We start from the raw sequence: 15756 nt of genomic DNA on the forward strand, positions 1-15756 counted from the left end.
ACTCGTTCTAACGTCTGAGGTTTGTTAGAGACGCCGGCACATGCCGGCGTTTTTCCGTTATCGATCCATTAGTGATCCATATCGTTTCGCTTCAAGAGGTTGCAGCATGCGCCGCCTTCCCTCCCTTTCTGCCCTGCGCTCGTTCGAAGAAGCCAGCCGGACCCTCAGCTTCACCAAGGCGGCGCAGAACCTGCACGTCACGCAGGGCGCCATCAGCCGCCAGATTCGTCTGCTCGAAGACTACCTGGGCACGCCGCTGTTCATGCGGCATCATCATCGGCTGGAAATCACCGCCGCGGGCAAGCGCCTGCTGCCGACGCTACAGGCTGCGTTCGACAGCATCGCCCATACGCTCGATACGATCCGCGCCGATCCGTCGAACAGTCTGTTGAGCCTTAACGCGGCACCCACGCTCGCGACGCGCTGGCTGACACCACGCCTGCGCGATTTTCAAACGCTTCATTCCGATCTGCGCATCTCCATCACGAACGAATATGGACCGCTGCACGGCAGCGAGCGCAACGAGGATTGCCAGATCCGCTTCGGCATGGAGCCGCTGCCGGGTGGACAAAGCACGCTGCTGATGCGCGAACGTCATGTGCTGGTGGGGTCGGCGCGCGAATTTTCCAATGCACCCGATAGCGCGGAAGCCTTGCGCGAAATTCTGGCGCAGCATCCGTGGCTCTATATCCTCGATATCGACCGGCGTTTGCTGGTGTGGGAAGCGTGGCTCGAAGCCGCGGCGCTCGACGTAGAAATGGCGCCGCGTGGGGAGCTGGAATTCAGCACGCTGGATCAGGTGATTCATGCGGCGGTGGCAGGGCTGGGCATCGCAGTGGCGGATCGGCACATGATCGAGCAGGAGCTGGCGAACGGCACGCTTGTGCAGTTGAGCGAAGTTGAGGTGAACGGGCCGTCCGGGTACTGGCTCGACGTGCGGCCCGAGGTGCAGGAAACCGTGCGGGTGAAGAATTTCAGTCAGTGGTTGATTGGGCGGCATGCGGTGAAAGGATAGATTCAATGCAAAAAAACCGCCACGCTCTCACGTGGCGGCCGCCCTCAGACTAGGCAAAGCGCGCGGCCAGGCCGCGCGCAGAGCGCAGAGAAATCTCAGTTCACACTCAGATCACCCCAACCCACCCATCATCAAGTACTTCGTTTCGAGGTACTCATCGAGTCCATACTTCGACCCTTCGCGTCCCAGGCCCGATTCCTTCACGCCGCCAAACGGCGCCACTTCGGTCGAGATAATCCCCTCGTTGATGCCGACCATGCCGCTTTCCAGCGCGCCCGCCACTCGCCACACGCGGCCGATATCGCGCGAATAGAAGTAAGCGGAAAGCCCAAAGTCGGTATCGTTCGCGGCCTGGATCGCTTCTTCTTCCGAATCGAAACGGAACACCGCCGCCACCGGACCGAACGTTTCTTCGTGGGCAAGCATCATGCCCCCATGCGCGCCGGTGATGATAGTCGGCTCGTAGAACGTGCCACCCAGCGCGTGCGCCTTGCCACCGCACACGATCTCGCCGCCCTTCTCGCGCGCATCGCTCACGTGGGCTTCCACCTTGCGCAGCGCCGCAGCATTGATGAGCGGCCCCTGCGTCGCGCCCGCTTCCATGCCGTTAGACACCCGCAGCGCACGCACCGCCGCCGTCAGCTTCGCGACGAAAGCATCATGCACGCCGGCCTGCACGTAGAAGCGGTTCACGCAGACGCAGGTCTGCCCCGTGTTGCGGAACTTCGACGCCATCGCGCCCTCCACGGCGGCATCCAGATCGGCGTCGTCGAACACGATGAACGGCGCGTTGCCGCCCAGTTCGAGCGAGACCTTCTTGACACTGTCCGCCGCCGCGCGCATCAGCAGCTTGCCCACACGCGTCGATCCCGTGAACGAGATCTTGCGCACCGCCTTCGACGCCATCAACGTGTCGCCGATCGCAGGCGCGTCGCCCGTCACCACATTGAACACGCCGCGCGGGATGCCCGCTTCTTCGGCCAGCACCGCCAGCGCAAAGGCGCTCAGCGGCGTTTCCTCGGACGGCTTGAGCACCATCGTGCAGCCCGCCGCCAGCGCCGGACCCGCCTTGCGCGTGACCATCGCGAGCGGGAAATTCCACGGCGTGATCGCGCCGACCACGCCCACGGCTTCCTTCGTCACGACGATGCGCGCGCCTTTCTTCGGCGCGGGGATCACGTCGCCATAGGCACGCCGCGCTTCCTCGGCAAACCACGTGAGGAAGCTCGCGGCATAGGCCACTTCACCGAGCGCTTCCGCGTACGGCTTGCCCTGCTCCGCCACCATGATGCGCGCGAGGTCTTCGCGATGCGCCAGCATCAGTTCGCCCCAGCGGCGCACCTTCGCGCCGCGCTCCGCTGCCGTGGCGTCGCGCCAGGCGGGGAACGCATGCGAAGCGGCAGCCACCGCCTGCAGCGTTTCGCGCGCCCCTGCACGCGCAACTTCTGCAAGCGGCTTGCCCGTGGCCGGATCGATCACCGTGAAGGTCGTGTCGCTGGCGACCCATTCGCCGTCGATAAAGCTCGACGTGCGCAGCAGGCGCGTTTCCTTGAGGCCGTCGATCATGCTGCGATCTCCAGGCGGCGCGACGCGCGCGGCACGCGCGGAATGCGCGCCGTCACGTAGTCGTTGATCACGTCGCACGGCGTGTAGTTGCGATCGAGCTCATAGAGTTCGTCGGCGTCGAGCTTCGTGTCGAGCGCGGCGAGTGCGCTGTCGAATTGCGCGACGGTGTCTGCGCCCACCAGCATCGACGTGATACCCGGGCGATTGAGCACCCATGCCTGGGCGATCTGCGCGCACGACACGCCACGCGCTTCGGCAACGTCCGCCACCGAAATCGCCACGTCGCGCGAAGCCTGATCGTCATACATCTGCGTGGTGAAAAAGTCCGTCTGATTACGCACCGACTTCGCATCACCGGAAAGCAGACCGCGCGCCAGCGGGCTGAACACCGACACGCCCACGCCCTGATCCTGGCAGAACGGAATCATCTCGCGCTCTTCCTCGCGATACGCGCAGTTCAGTTGCAGCTGCATATTGATGGGTCGTGCGAAGTTATAGCGCTCGCAGGCCTGCAGGATCTTCGCGAACTGCCACGTAAACATCGTCGACACACCGATATAACGCGCCTTGCCCGCACGCACGATATCGTTGAGCGCGTCCATGGTTTCTTCAACCGGCGTATTCACGTCGAAGTAATGCAGCATGTAGACATCGACGTAATCGGTCTGCAAACGGCGCAGCGAACCGTCGATACCATCCATGATGTGCTTGCGCGAATGACCCTGATTGTTCACACCGCCGCCAATCGGGTAACCCACCTTGGTGGTCAGCACGAGTTCGTCGCGCTTCGCAATGCGCTTGACGATGCGGCCCACTACTTCTTCGCCCACGCCAGTCGAGTAGAAGTCGGCGAGGTCGATGAAGTTCACGCCCGCTTCCAGCGCGTGACGCACGATCGGCTCGCTTTGCTCTTCGTTATAGATCCACGGTTTCCAGTCCGGCGTGCCCATGTTCATCGTGCCGAGGCACAGGCGCGACACTTTCAGGCCCGAACGGCCGAGTTGCACATATTGCATCGTAGTCACCTGATAGAAGGATCGCGACTCAGGCCGCGCGGGCCTTGGGCGTATAGAACGGATTGCTGATCTGATCCTTGATCTTTGCAATGTCGTCGAGCTTGGGCAGCCCGTTCATCGCCGCGCGGATCGCAGTCTTGCAGGCGACGTAGTTGTTCTCGTAGACGGCGTCGAGGTCGTCGCACGACCAGTTCACCCAGTTCGCGGTGACGATGCACCATTCGTTTTCCGCTTCCGGCGGCAGCGTGCCGTCGAGCATCGCTTCCGTAACGGCCTTCGCGATGGCCGCCTGCGAGGCGCCCCACGTTGCATTGCCGTGCAGATCGCCGCGAATATCGGCCTTGTTTACGTAGAGCGTGGCGGGCTTGACCGGCACATTGGGCTGCGCCACCACCATAAACGGCACGTGACCTTGCGACGGCGAAGAAAGGCTGTTCGTGAACGCCTGACCCACCGGGCCGCTGCGCGGGCCGATCATGATGTTGATATGGGCCGCGTTTACGCCTGGTCCTGCAAAACCTTCGCCGATATAGACTTCCATGGCTTTCATTTTGACTCTGTCTCCTGGGGTGCCGGTGTCTGATTGATGCGCCGCAGCGTACTGCTTTTGCGATGCAGGCTGCGCGTCGAAACGAATTCCAGCACACGCCATGCACGCCAAAAAGCTATGAAAATTCATGGGGGCATGACGCCGGATCATCGGCATGAGATCAGGTAATGGTTCGATGACTTTTCGTGGCTTTCTCAACCCAAAATGCTGCCGTTAGACTCTGTTCGCGCCGGATCAAAAAGCCCGTTCCATGCAGCGGCAATGCTGGCGACCCCGACACCAAGAACGGAGGAGACATGAACAGAATCACCCACGCAGGCGTACGCCTTGCCGCCGCACTGGCGCTCACCTGCGCCGCCACCAGCAGTTTTGCAGCAGGTAACGCCGCGCCCGGCTGGTGCCAGGCCGGCAAGACCGTGAAGCTTGCGCAGATCACCTGGGAAAGCGGCGCGCTGATGACCGAAATGGTGCGCACGGTGCTTGAAAAAGGCTACGGCTGCAAAACCGAAGTCGTGCCGGGTGCTACCGCCGCCACGGAAACCGCGCTCACCAATAACGACCTGCAGGTGTGGGCCGAACACTGGACGGGCCGCAGCCCGATCATCGCGCGCGGCCTGAAAGACGGCAGCGTGAAGCTGGTCGGCGAACTGATTCCGGGCGGCGACAAGGAAGGCTGGTACGTGCCCGATTACGTCATCAACGGCGACGCCAAACGCGGCATCAAACCACTCGCGCCGCAACTGCGCTCGATCTCGCAACTGCCGCAATACAAGGATCTGTTCAGCGACGACGAGGAACCCGGCAAGGGCCGCTTCTACAACTGCCCGGCGGGCTGGGACTGCGAGCGCTTCAATAACCGTCTGATGTCCGCCTACAAGCTCGGCGACGATTACACCAACTTCCGCCCCGGCACCGGCGGCGCGCTCGACGCAGCGATTGCCTCGGCCTACGAACGCGGCAAGCCCATCCTGTTCTACTACTGGCAACCGGCCGGGCTGATGGCGAAATACCACTTCGTGCAGCTCGCGGGCGCGCCCTATTCGGACGCCTGCTGGAACACCATCGCCGACCCCAAAGGCACGCCTTGCGCTTCGGCATTCAAGGTCTCGCACCTGAAGGTCGCGGTCTCCACGCCATTCTTCGAATCCGAACCCGGCGCGGTTTCGTTCTTCGAGAAGGTCAGCCTGCCGCTGCCGCTCGACGAACAACTGGTCCAGCAGATGCACGACAGGAAGCTCGACGCCTCCACGGTCGCGCGCAGTTTCTTCGAGCAGCACCCCGAAATCTGGAAGCAATGGGTCACGCCGGATGTCGCGGCGCGCGTGCAGGCCAGTCTGAAGTCCTGATTACCTTGCCCGCATCACAGTCACACGCAGAATGAGGCTCACCATGGGATCTCCCTTTCTTCACCTGTCGATCGCCGATTGGGTCAACGATCAGGTCACGGCGTTCGTGCAGCAATACGGCGACGCGTTCCATAACTTCAGCGTGCTGATGCTGCGCGATGTGCTCGTGCCGCTCGAAGGCCTGCTGCGCGCCATGCCGCCCCTGCTCGTGCTCGCCCTCGTGGGCCTGTTGAGCTGGCACGCCTCGCGCCGTGTAGGCGTGGCGCTGCTGTTCGTCGGCCTGCTCTGGTTGATCGGCTGCTTCGGGCTGTGGGACAAGCTCATGCAGACCTTCGCGCTGATGGTGGTCGCCACCGTGATTTCCGTGGCGCTGGGCGTGCCGCTCGGCATTCTGGCGGCGGGCAGCAGCACGCTGCGCCGCATCCTGCTGCCGGTGCTCGACGTGATGCAGACGCTGCCGAGCTTCGTGTACCTGATCCCGGTGCTGATGCTGTTCGGTCTGGGCAAGGTGCCGGCGATTCTCGCGACCGTGGTGTACGCACTGCCGCCGCTGATTCGTCTGACCGATCTGGGTATCCGTCACGTCGATGGCGAGATCGTTGAAGCGGCGCGCGCCTTCGGCACGACGCGCACGCAACTGCTGTTCGGTGTGCAGTTGCCGCTCGCGCGCCCAAGCATCATGGCCGGTATCAACCAGACCACGATGATGGCGCTGTCGATGGTCGTAATCGCCTCGATGATCGGTTCGCGTGGCCTCGGTGAAGACGTGCTCGCAGGCATCCAGACGCTCGATGTGGGCAAGGGCACGCAGGCCGGTATCGCCATTGTGATTCTTGCGATCGTGATCGACCGCATCAGCCAGGGCTACGGTCAGGGACGCCGCACGCGCGGCCTCGCACGCCAGAGCAAGCAGCCTTCGCGCATTCCGTTCCGGCGCGCGCGCAACCAGGCCGACGCCAATGCGGCCGATGCGTCCAAGGCCAGCGACCTGAGCGGTCAGCCCGCCAAATAAGGCGCTCTGACGCTGTACATATGCGCGGTCTAGCCGCGCAGTACCCCTGAATTCGCAAAGAGGTAACGAACATGAGCGGCATCGAAGTCAAACACGTGTACAAGATCTTTGGCGCGCGCGACGCGAGCCAGCGCGCGCTGGAGCTGCTGCGCGGCGGCGCGGGCAAGGCCGAAGTGCTGGAAAAAACCCGCTGCAATGTGGGCCTGAACGACGTGAGCCTGTCGATCGGCTCGGGACAGATCTTCGTCATCATGGGGCTGTCTGGCTCGGGCAAATCGACGCTGGTGCGCCACTTCAACCGGCTGATCGAACCGACCGTCGGCGAGATCCTGATCGACGGCAAGGACGTGCTCAAACTCGACGACAACGGCCTGCGCGATCTGCGCCGTTGTGGTGTAAGCATGGTGTTCCAGAGCTTCGGACTTCTACCGCATCAGACCGTGCTCAATAACGCGGCCTACGCGCTCGTCACGCGCGGCGAAAAGAAAGCGGCGGCGCTGGCGAGCGCTCGCGAATGGCTCGGCAAAGTGGGGCTCGGCACCTATGGCGATCACTACCCTGACGAGCTTTCCGGCGGCATGCGCCAACGCGTGGGCCTGGCGCGCGCGCTCGCCGCGAACACCGATGTGCTGCTGATGGACGAAGCGTTCTCCGCGCTCGATCCGCTGATCCGCACGGAAATGCAGGACCAGTTGCTCGAACTGCAAAAGACGCTGCAAAAGACCATCGTGTTCATCACGCATGATCTCGACGAGGCGCTGCGAATCGGCAACCAGATCGCGATCCTGCGCGATGGCCGCCTGATCCAGTGCGGCACGCCCGAGGACATTCTCGAACGCCCTGCCGATGACTACGTGCGCCGTTTCGTCGAGCGCCGGGGTGCTGCAACCCACGCGGCAACGCACTAACCCGTTCATGCGGGCGCTCTACGGCCTGCTGGGCGGCTACACGGTTCTCGTCTGCGGCAACAGTCTGCTCACCACGCTGATCTCGCTGCGCATGCTGGAAGGCGCGCATGGCGCGCTCGGCGTGGGTCTGGTGCAGTCGTGCTATTACGTCGGCTTTATTGCGGGCGCGCTGGGTCTCGGTCCGCTGGTCGGGCGCATCGGGCCGCAGCGCGCCTTCATTGGCTTTGGCGCGCTCACGGCGCTGGCTGCGCTCGGCTACCTCTCCTTCGATTCGCCCGACGCATGGGCCGCGTTGCGGTTCGTGACGGGCTTCAGCATGGTCGGCGTGTTCACCTCGATCGAAAGCGGCGTGAACGGCGCAGTGCCGAACGAACGGCGCGGGCGCGCCTTCGCGCTCTATCTCGTGCTCACCTACCTGGGCGTGAGCGCCGGGCAATTCCTGCTGGGCGTGGCCGCGCCGGGCAGCAATGTCGAACACGCCCTCGTCAACGGGCTCTACGTCATTTCGCTGATTCCTGTCGCGTTGATCGGCGACTGGCAGCAGAGCGTGCCGCCGCCCGTGACCGCGGCCGCCGCGCGCGCGTCGCCGCTCGCCACGCCCAAGCGCCCCACGCTGCTGCTCGACGGCCTGCGCGAACTAGCGCGCGTCGCGCCGCGCAGTGTGCCTGCCTGTATCGGCGCGGGTCTTTTGTCGAGCGCGTTCTATGCGCTCACGCCGGTCTATCTCGCGCGCATCGGCTTTCCGGCGGGCGATATTTCGCACGCGATGGGGATCGTGCTGATTGGCGCGTTGCTTTCGCAGTGGCCGGTGGGGCGTTTATCCGACCGGCTCGGGCGGCGCGCCACGCTCGGCGTGGTGTCGCTCGTTGCCGCGGTGGCCGCCGCCGCGCTGATCGTAGTGCGCGCGCCCTGGCTCGTCGATACGCTGCTGTTCCTCTACGTCGCGCTTACGTTCACGCTCTATGGCGTGATCGTTTCGGACGTGAACGATCACGTCGATCAGACCCGCCGCGTGCAGACCAGCGCCACCTTGCTGCTGGTGTTCTCGCTGGGCGGTGCGGCGGGGCCGACACTCGCATCGCTTTTCATGCGCCTGCTCGGCCCAGGCGGGCTTTATATATTCGCGCTGGCAGTCACGCTTGGCCTCGCCGCGCTCTCACGGGCGCGACGCTGAATGAAAAGCCGCCGCAAACCGGCGCGGGCTGCAGCGGCCGGCCCGGCCACTCCCGCCGCCGGTCCCGGTATACTCCGTCGTTTTGGCGCCGCGCCTTTTAGAGATGGCGCCGCCCGCGAGGAGACGACCTTGAAGCGAAAGATGCCGGCGCTGAACGCCCTGAAGGCGTTCGAAGCGGCAGGCACGAGCGGCAGCTTCACCCGCGCCGCCGAGCAGCTGAACGTGACGCAGAGCGCGGTCAGCCGCCAGGTGCGCCAGCTTGAAGAACAGCTCGGCGAAACGCTGCTCGAACGCCACCATCACCGGCTCGAACTGACCGAAGCCGGGCGCGCGCTATTGCGCACGCTCCAGCAGTCGTTCGACCGTATCGAACTGACGGTGCGCACGATCCAGCAGAAGAGCGACCTGAACCGCCTGCGCGTGAACGCGCCGCCGACCTTTGCGAGCCGCTGGCTGGTGCCGCGCCTTACGCGCCTGCACGCGCGCCATCCCTCGCTCGAATTGAGCCTGACGACGGCCCTGCAGGACACGCTCGCCGATTCGACCGCGCTGGACTGCGCGATCCGTTTCGGCGATGGCGAATGGGATGGGCTGGAAAGCTCGCTGCTGATGCACGAATCGCATATCGCGGTGTGCTCGCCCGCGCTGCTGGCGAACGGTCCCGTCGATCTCACACAGCAAACGCTGCTGCATGTTCTGGCGGCGGAAAACCAGCGCTATATGACGTGGCGGCACTGGCTGGACGCCGCGCGCATCGAGGACGTGGACACCTCGGGCGGCTATGAATTCGATCTGCTCGACCATGCGATCCGCGCAGCCATCGAGGGGCTGGGCGTAACCATGGCCGATCGCAACATGATCGGGCGCGAACTGGCCGATGGCCTGCTCGCGCCGGTGCGCGACATCCATGTGGATGGTCGGCAATCCTACTGGTTCGTGGTGCGGCCCGAACAGAAAGCATCCAGGCCGCTCCAGCTTTTCAGGCAGTGGCTTCAGGACGAGATCGCCGCCGCACGCTGAACGTTGCCTGCGAGACTACGCGCGGCGATCGCACGGTCCGCGTCTTCGAGGATCAGGTCCGCGCCCTTTTCCGCCACCATCATGGTCGGCGCATTGGTATTGCCGGACGTGATGTTCGGGAAGATCGACGCATCGACCACGCGCAGCCCGTCGATGCCGTGCACGCGCAAACGCGCATCCACCACCGAAGTTTGCGCGTCCGGGCCCATCGCGCAGGTGCCGCACAGGTGATAGATCGAACCGCTCTGCTCGCGGAAGAACTTGAGCATGCTGGCGTCGTCGGTGACTTCGCCTGCGGGCGTGACTTCTTCCACCGTGATGTCCTTGAGCGCCTTCGCCTGCATCAGCTTGCGCACCAGACGACTGCCTGCGATTGTCTCGTCGCGGTCCTTCTGCGTCGACAGATAATTGCCGCGGATCTTCGGCGCATCGGCGACATTGTTCGAGGCAATCTCGACCGAACCACGGCTGGTCGGCCGGCACGGATTGAAGCAGACGAGAAAGCCCGAATACGGCTCCGGCGTCAACTGCGCACGGCTTGACTTAGGAATCCGATACGACAGCGGATTGAAATACACCTGCATGTCCGGGTGTGCTTCGTCGGCCTTCGTGCGGAAGAAACCACCCGACTGGTTCACGCTCATCGAGAACGGCCCCGTGCGCTTGAACAGATACTGCATACCGAACTTGAGCTTGGTGGCCCAACTGCTGAACGCGTCATTAAGCGTCTTCACGCGCGAGCGATAGTAGAAGCTCACGCACAGATGGTCCTGCAGATTCTGGCCCACTGCCGGCAATTCATGCACCACGCCGATGCCGTTACGCTTGAGCAGCGCCGCCGGTCCCACGCCCGAGAGTTGCAGCAGCTTGGGCGAATCCACCGCGCCCGCCGCCACGATCACCTCACGGTTCGCGTGGACGGTGCGCTTCGCGCCCTGCTGCATGAACTCCACGCCCGTCGCGCGCGGCGTCTCGCCGCTCGTATCGAACAGCACGCGCGCCGCCTGTGCGTGATGCTCGATCTTGAGATTTGGGCGCTGCCCAGCACGATGCAGATACGCGAAGCTGCTGGACGCACGCTGGCCGTCGCGCGTATTCACATCATAAATGCCGACGCCTTCGAGCTTCGCGCCATTGAAATCGTCATTGCGCGCATAGCCCAGTTGCTCGCAGCCTTCCAGGAAGGTCTGGCAGATCGGATGCGCGCCGTCTTTCATCGGCGTGATGCGCACGGGGCCGTTGGCGCCGTGCCACTTCGTGTCGCCCAGCGGGTGCGATTCGAGCTTGCGGAAATACGGCAGCACGTCCTGATACGACCAGCCCGGATTGCCAGCCGCCGCCCAGTCGTCGAAATCGCGTGCGGCGCCGCGCACGTAGATCATCGCGTTGATCGAGCCCGAGCCGCCCTGCACCTTGCCGCGCGGCGCGTAGATCTGGCGACCCGCGAGTTCCGGCTCCGGCTCGCTGTAGTACATCCAGTTATGGACCTTGTTGTAATACAGCTTGGCGAAGCCGATGGGGATCTTGAACCAGAACGAGTTGTCCGAGCCGCCCGCTTCGAGCAGCAGCACCGAATGGCGCCCCGATGCCGAGAGCCGTTCGGCGAGAATGCAGCCCGCCGATCCCGCGCCCACAATGATGTAGTCGTAATTCATCGCATACTCCAGCGCTTATCGTTGCTTATCCGCGTGCGGGCGACGTATCGCGCACGTCGGCCGGCTGGCTCGCCATCTGCAGATGCAGGCGCTTGCCCGTGTACGGCGAATTGGCGCGCACCACGTCCATATTCAGCTCGACGCCCAGACCCGGCGCCTTCGACGGAATGATGTAGCCCTCTTCCCACTGGATCGGCTGCTTGAGGACTTCCGCGTGGAAGCCGCCCCATGTGCCGATGCTTTCCTGAATCAGGAAGTTCGGCGTGCAGGCCGCGAGCTGGATGCTGGCTGCCGCGCCAATCGGCCCGTTGTAGAGATGCGGCGCGATCTGCGCGTAATAGACCTCGGCGAGCGTGGCCACTTTCTTCGCTTCGAGCAGACCGCCCACGCGCGCGACATTCAACTGGATAATCGATGCCGCGCCCGCTTCGAGCAGTTTGTGGAATTCGTATTTCGTGGTCAGGCGCTCGCCCGCCGAAATAGGAATGCTGGTGTGGCGCGCGACTTCGGCCATGGCGTCGGGCTGGCCCGGGGGCACCGGCTCTTCGAACCACAGCGGGTCGTATTTTTCGAGGCGCTTCGCCAGACGGATCGCCGACGACGGCACCATCTGCCCATGCGTGCCGAACAGAATATCGGCCTTGTTGCCCACGGCTTCGCGCACCTTGCGGCAGAACGTTTCGCAGCGATCCAGCACTTCCAGCGAAAGCTGATGACCCGAATACGCCGTGTACGGACCGGCCGGATCGAACTTCACCGCGCTGAAACCTTGCTTGACGTTCTGCGCGGCGCATTCGGCGGCCAGATCGGGATCGTCGTAGTCGTATTCGCCCTTCGAGTTCTTAGGATAAAGATAGGTGTACGAACGGAGTCGCTCATTCACCATGCCGCCGAGCAGTTCGTAGACCGGCTTGTCCGCCGCCTTGCCGATGATGTCCCAGCAGGCCATTTCCAGGCCGCTGACGATACCCATCATCGTGAGGTCGGGGCGCTGCGTAAAGCCGCTCGAATACGCTTCGCGCCACAGGCGCTCGACATGATGCGGATCGCGGTCGAGCAGATAGCGCGAGAACGCGTCTTCGATGGCCGGCACCATCACGTCCGGATGGAAGGTAGCCGCATAGATTTCACCGACGCCCTGGATGCCACAATCGGTTTGCAGCGTGACGAAGATCCAGTACATACCGCCGAGGTGCGGAGGAGGCACCGCGACGACGTGGGTTTGCATTGCAACGACTTTCATAATTCGAGCGTATTCAGGCAGGTTGTGAATGGGACATGCGCTTGAGCACGAGCGCGGCGATACCGCCAAGCGTGCCGATAGCCGCCACGTAGGCGAAATAGAACTGATAGCCGACCATGCCTGCGTAGTGCTCCGTGATATAGCCGTTCAGGAGCGGCAGGAAAATGTCCGACGAATAACCGATCAGGGAAACCAGACCAATGGCGAGACCCGTGATGCGCATGGGAATCGCGCAGTAATCGAGCAGCGTCCAGTAGAGGCCGCGAATCGCGTAAGTCATCAGGCCGATGAAGAGCACGACCGCGCCGAGCAGCGCCATATTGCGCAGCGAAGGCAGCAAGATCAGGCCGATCAGCCCCGCGACTGCCAGGAACATCGCCCAGATCAGCACGCGCAGATTCGACAGGCGGTCGCCCAGATAGCCGCCACCAATGCCGCCAAGCGGACGCATCCAGAGCTTGAGCGTCGTGACCATGCCGGCCGCTACGACCGTCATATGCATCTCGCCCTGCTGCAGATACGCGGAGAAGCTATAGGTCGCCCAGAAAATCTGGTAGCCGCAGAACACCACCGCCGCCACCAGCCAGAGTTGCGGAATCTTCGCGAGCGTCGCGAGATCGTTCAGGAGCGCGCCGCGTGCCGGGGTTTGCGTTGCATCGGCTGCGTTTTGCGCATCATCCTGAACAGGCGCGGCGTCCTTGAAGAAGCTCATCAGCGCGCCAATGCCAATACACGTGAACGAATACAGAAAGATCACGTGACGCAGACCCGCCGCTTCGCCACGGCCCGAACCGGTTGCGGCGGCGAACAGCGCAAGCGCGACGGTGGCGAGCAAGGCTTCGACCAGACCGCGTCCGCCGTCGAGCAGGCCGAAGAAGCGGCCCTGTTCGTTGGCGCCGGCGATCATGCGCACGCGCTTGAGCACCGAGGCCCAGAACGTCAGGCCCGTCGTCAGGCCCCAGCAGCAGAAGATCACCAGCAGCACATGAAACGAAGGCGCAGTCGAATACCAGAGTCCCAGCGCGCCCGTGCCGATCAGCGAAAAGCAGATCAGCAGACGTGGCGCAACGCGGTCGGCGAGCCAGCCGCTTGGCAGATAGGACAGAAAGAAGATAATGCCGAGCACCGAGTAGAGGTAGCCAAGTTGCGCATTGTCGATATGGAACACATCGAGCATCGTGGTCTGATAGACCTGGCGCAGATAGAGAATCGGATAAATGGCGCCCGCGGCCAGCACGAGCAGCAGCAACTGCCCGTAGCGCTGCATCGTGCCTGAGGTGGTGGGAATGGACGAGGCGTCGGCGCGCGGCGAGGCCGCCGGCGCGATGGGTTTCGCGATGGACTTCTGCAAGATTGTCTCCATACCGCAGACTCGCTTGCAGGCTCACCCGGTGGGCGCCTATACAGCGGTCGGCGTTTCTTCAAGCGAGCGTCCGTTTGCGGCGAACGCTCTTCACCTATTCGCTCAGTTATCCGAACGAATCAATCTGGTCTTTCTAGAACGGCATCACGACAAGGCGCGTCTGTGTAAATTCGAGCATGCCGTGCTTGCCATCGTCGCCGCCCAGGCCCGAGCGCTTCCAGCCAGCGTGATAGCCCTGATACGGGTCCGCAGGCGTGCGGTTGACGTACAGCTCGCCGGCCTCGATCTCGTTGGCAACAAGCATCGCCGAGCGGTAACGCTCCGTATACAGCACCGACGACAACCCGAACTGATGATCGTTGGCCATGCGCAGCGCGTCGTCGAGCGTCTCGTAGGACAGCACTGGCAGCACCGGACCGAAGATCTCTTCCTGCACGATCTCCATATCCTGGCGGCAGGCGCTCAGCAGCGTGGGCGGATAGAAGTGGCCCGCGCCTTCCGGCAGATAGCCGCCCGTTTCGATCTTTGCACCTTCGGCCACGGCACGCTCGACCATTGCGTGAATCGAGGCACGCGCCTGTTCGCTGATGAGCGGGCCCATGTGGGCGGCGTCCACCGAGCGATCGCCGAAGCTCACGGCTTGCATCTTCTCGCGCAGCAATTCGACGAAGCGCGCATGGACCGATGCCTGCACATAGACGCGTTCGATGGCGGTGCAGAGCTGCCCGCAGTGCGTGGTCTTGGAGCGCACGATGGCCGTAGCGGCCGCTTCGAGATCGGCATCGGCTTCGATGATGGCCGGCGTCTTGCCGCCCAGTTCGAGCGACGGACGCGCGATATTTTCCTTGCAATAATCCAGGACCTTGCGGCCCGCCCCAACGCTGCCCGTAAGCGAGATCATCCCCACGCTGCGATGCGTGCAAAGCACCGCCGCCGTGTCGTGATCCATCGCCAGCACGTTGAAGAGGCCCGGCGGCAGTTGCGCGTCCTGGGCGGCGCGCGCCACTTCGAACGCCGAGCAAGGCGTATTGTTGCTGGGACGCGCGACCACGGCATTGCCCGTGATGAGCGCCGGCGCGATCTTGCGCAGCAACGAGTAAATCGGGAAATTGAACGGGATCAGGCAGGCAGCGACGCCAATCGGCTCGCGCATCAGGATCAGATTTTCGTTGGCGCTGTCGCTCGGGATCACCTCTCCTTCGATGCGGCGCGCCCACTGTGCGTGGTAACGCAGGATTTCAGCGGCGTAATGCGCTTCGGAGGTGGCGTCCGCGACGCTCTTGCCGGACTCTGCTGCCAGCACCGCGCCGATCACCGGCGAGCGGGCGTCGATCGCATCGGCGAAACGGGCGAGGATTGCGCCGCGCTCCGCGGCGGGCAGACGGCGCCAGCTACGTTGCGCCGTGGCCGCGGCCTCGACCGCGCGCGTCGCGTCGGCGGCGCTCGCGGCGCTCACGTGGCCGATCAGCTCGCCGGTCGCCGGATTATGGACGGCGATGCGCTGCGCGTCCGTTTCGAGGAATGTCCCGTTAATAAAATTGTAATCTGATCGCATGATGTGAATGCCTGATCGTCGCCTCTAAGTTGGGCGCAGTATCCCGCCGTCGCGGAATGGCTCACAAACGATTAATTGTCGAGGGAAGCATGCGGAAAACGCATGCTTCCCTCAGGCCCGCCCGGTAAGGGTTTCAGCCCTTACCGGCGGCAAGGTTGCGCAACATTTTGCGCACTTGAACGGGGTCTGCGCTCCGGCACTCGTATACCCGCGAAAGGACTCGTAAGGCTTCCGGTAAAGCGCCCCTTTGATTGTTGCTTCATGGCGCACCACCAGGCGCGAAGATTCGATGCGCCGCCACGGAATGCGCTTTCGGGCGGCGCACCACGGGGG

Annotated in this window: 13 protein-coding genes; 6 read left to right on the forward strand and 7 right to left on the reverse strand. The window is 63.5% G+C overall.

Features of this window, described 5'->3' with window-relative positions:
- The first annotated feature begins 106 nt into the window (after positions 1-106).
- A complete protein-coding gene (locus VG320_RS21485) occupies positions 107-1015 on the forward strand; it encodes a LysR substrate-binding domain-containing protein (RefSeq protein WP_327202083.1) in 909 nt (302 codons plus the stop codon).
- A 111-nt stretch (positions 1016-1126) separates the two neighbouring features.
- Here the strand turns inward: VG320_RS21485 and VG320_RS21490 are convergent, their stop codons facing one another.
- From VG320_RS21490 to fae, 3 genes are read right to left on the reverse strand one after another with little or no spacing between them, the layout of a single operon-like run.
- Positions 1127-2581 carry an NAD-dependent succinate-semialdehyde dehydrogenase gene (locus VG320_RS21490; RefSeq protein ID WP_327202084.1) on the reverse strand — a complete coding sequence of 485 codons (1455 nt, stop codon included), beginning with the start codon at positions 2579-2581 and terminating at the stop codon, positions 1127-1129.
- Positions 2578-3597 carry an aldo/keto reductase gene (locus VG320_RS21495; protein WP_327202085.1) on the reverse strand — a complete coding sequence of 340 codons (1020 nt, stop codon included), beginning with the start codon at positions 3595-3597 and terminating at the stop codon, positions 2578-2580. The genes VG320_RS21490 and VG320_RS21495 overlap by 4 nt, the downstream gene beginning before the upstream one ends.
- A gap of 28 nt (positions 3598-3625) precedes the next feature.
- Positions 3626-4147 (reverse strand): formaldehyde-activating enzyme, encoded by a 522-nt coding sequence (fae, locus tag VG320_RS21500; RefSeq protein WP_327202086.1) that lies wholly within the window; start codon positions 4145-4147, stop codon positions 3626-3628.
- Positions 4148-4443: 296 nt separating this feature from the next.
- Here fae and VG320_RS21505 point away from each other — a divergent pair, with 296 nt between their 5' ends.
- The 5 genes from VG320_RS21505 to VG320_RS21525 all read left to right on the forward strand — a co-directional run bounded on the left by VG320_RS21505 (position 4444) and on the right by VG320_RS21525 (position 9607).
- Positions 4444-5493 (forward strand): ABC transporter substrate-binding protein, encoded by a 1050-nt coding sequence (locus VG320_RS21505; protein ID WP_327202087.1) that lies wholly within the window; start codon positions 4444-4446, stop codon positions 5491-5493.
- 43 nt (positions 5494-5536) lie between these two features.
- Positions 5537-6505, forward strand: coding sequence for a proline/glycine betaine ABC transporter permease (locus tag VG320_RS21510; RefSeq protein ID WP_327202088.1), 969 nt, complete (start codon positions 5537-5539; stop codon positions 6503-6505).
- A 71-nt stretch (positions 6506-6576) separates the two neighbouring features.
- The gene (locus VG320_RS21515) at positions 6577-7413 is read left to right on the forward strand and encodes a betaine/proline/choline family ABC transporter ATP-binding protein (RefSeq protein ID WP_327202089.1); all 837 of its coding nucleotides are present in this window, start codon (positions 6577-6579) and stop codon (positions 7411-7413) included.
- Complete coding sequence (locus VG320_RS21520; RefSeq protein WP_327202090.1) at positions 7352-8587, forward strand: MFS transporter; 1236 nt, start codon at positions 7352-7354, stop codon at positions 8585-8587. The genes VG320_RS21515 and VG320_RS21520 overlap by 62 nt, the downstream gene beginning before the upstream one ends.
- A 141-nt stretch (positions 8588-8728) precedes the next feature.
- Entirely contained in the window at positions 8729-9607 is an 879-nt protein-coding gene (locus VG320_RS21525) for a LysR substrate-binding domain-containing protein (RefSeq protein ID WP_327202116.1), read from the forward strand.
- Here the strand turns inward: VG320_RS21525 and VG320_RS21530 are convergent.
- The 4 genes from VG320_RS21530 to aldA all read right to left on the reverse strand — a co-directional run bounded on the left by VG320_RS21530 (position 9580) and on the right by aldA (position 15423).
- Complete coding sequence (locus tag VG320_RS21530) at positions 9580-11262, reverse strand: choline dehydrogenase (protein ID WP_327202091.1); 1683 nt, start codon at positions 11260-11262, stop codon at positions 9580-9582. The two genes, VG320_RS21525 and VG320_RS21530, sit on opposite strands and share 28 nt — an antisense overlap.
- A gap of 25 nt (positions 11263-11287) precedes the next feature.
- Positions 11288-12505, reverse strand: a complete 1218-nt coding sequence (locus tag VG320_RS21535) for a mandelate racemase/muconate lactonizing enzyme family protein (RefSeq protein WP_327202092.1) — start codon at positions 12503-12505, stop codon at positions 11288-11290.
- Between the two features lie 13 nt (positions 12506-12518).
- Positions 12519-13856 (reverse strand): MFS transporter, encoded by a 1338-nt coding sequence (locus tag VG320_RS21540; RefSeq protein WP_327202093.1) that lies wholly within the window; start codon positions 13854-13856, stop codon positions 12519-12521.
- 145 nt (positions 13857-14001) lie between these two features.
- A complete protein-coding gene (gene aldA / locus VG320_RS21545) occupies positions 14002-15423 on the reverse strand; it encodes an aldehyde dehydrogenase (protein WP_327202094.1) in 1422 nt (473 codons plus the stop codon).
- Between the last annotated feature and the right edge of the window lie 333 nt (positions 15424-15756).

The organism is Paraburkholderia sp., assembly GCF_035948235.1.
Classification (GTDB): Bacteria; Pseudomonadota; Gammaproteobacteria; order Burkholderiales; family Burkholderiaceae; genus Paraburkholderia.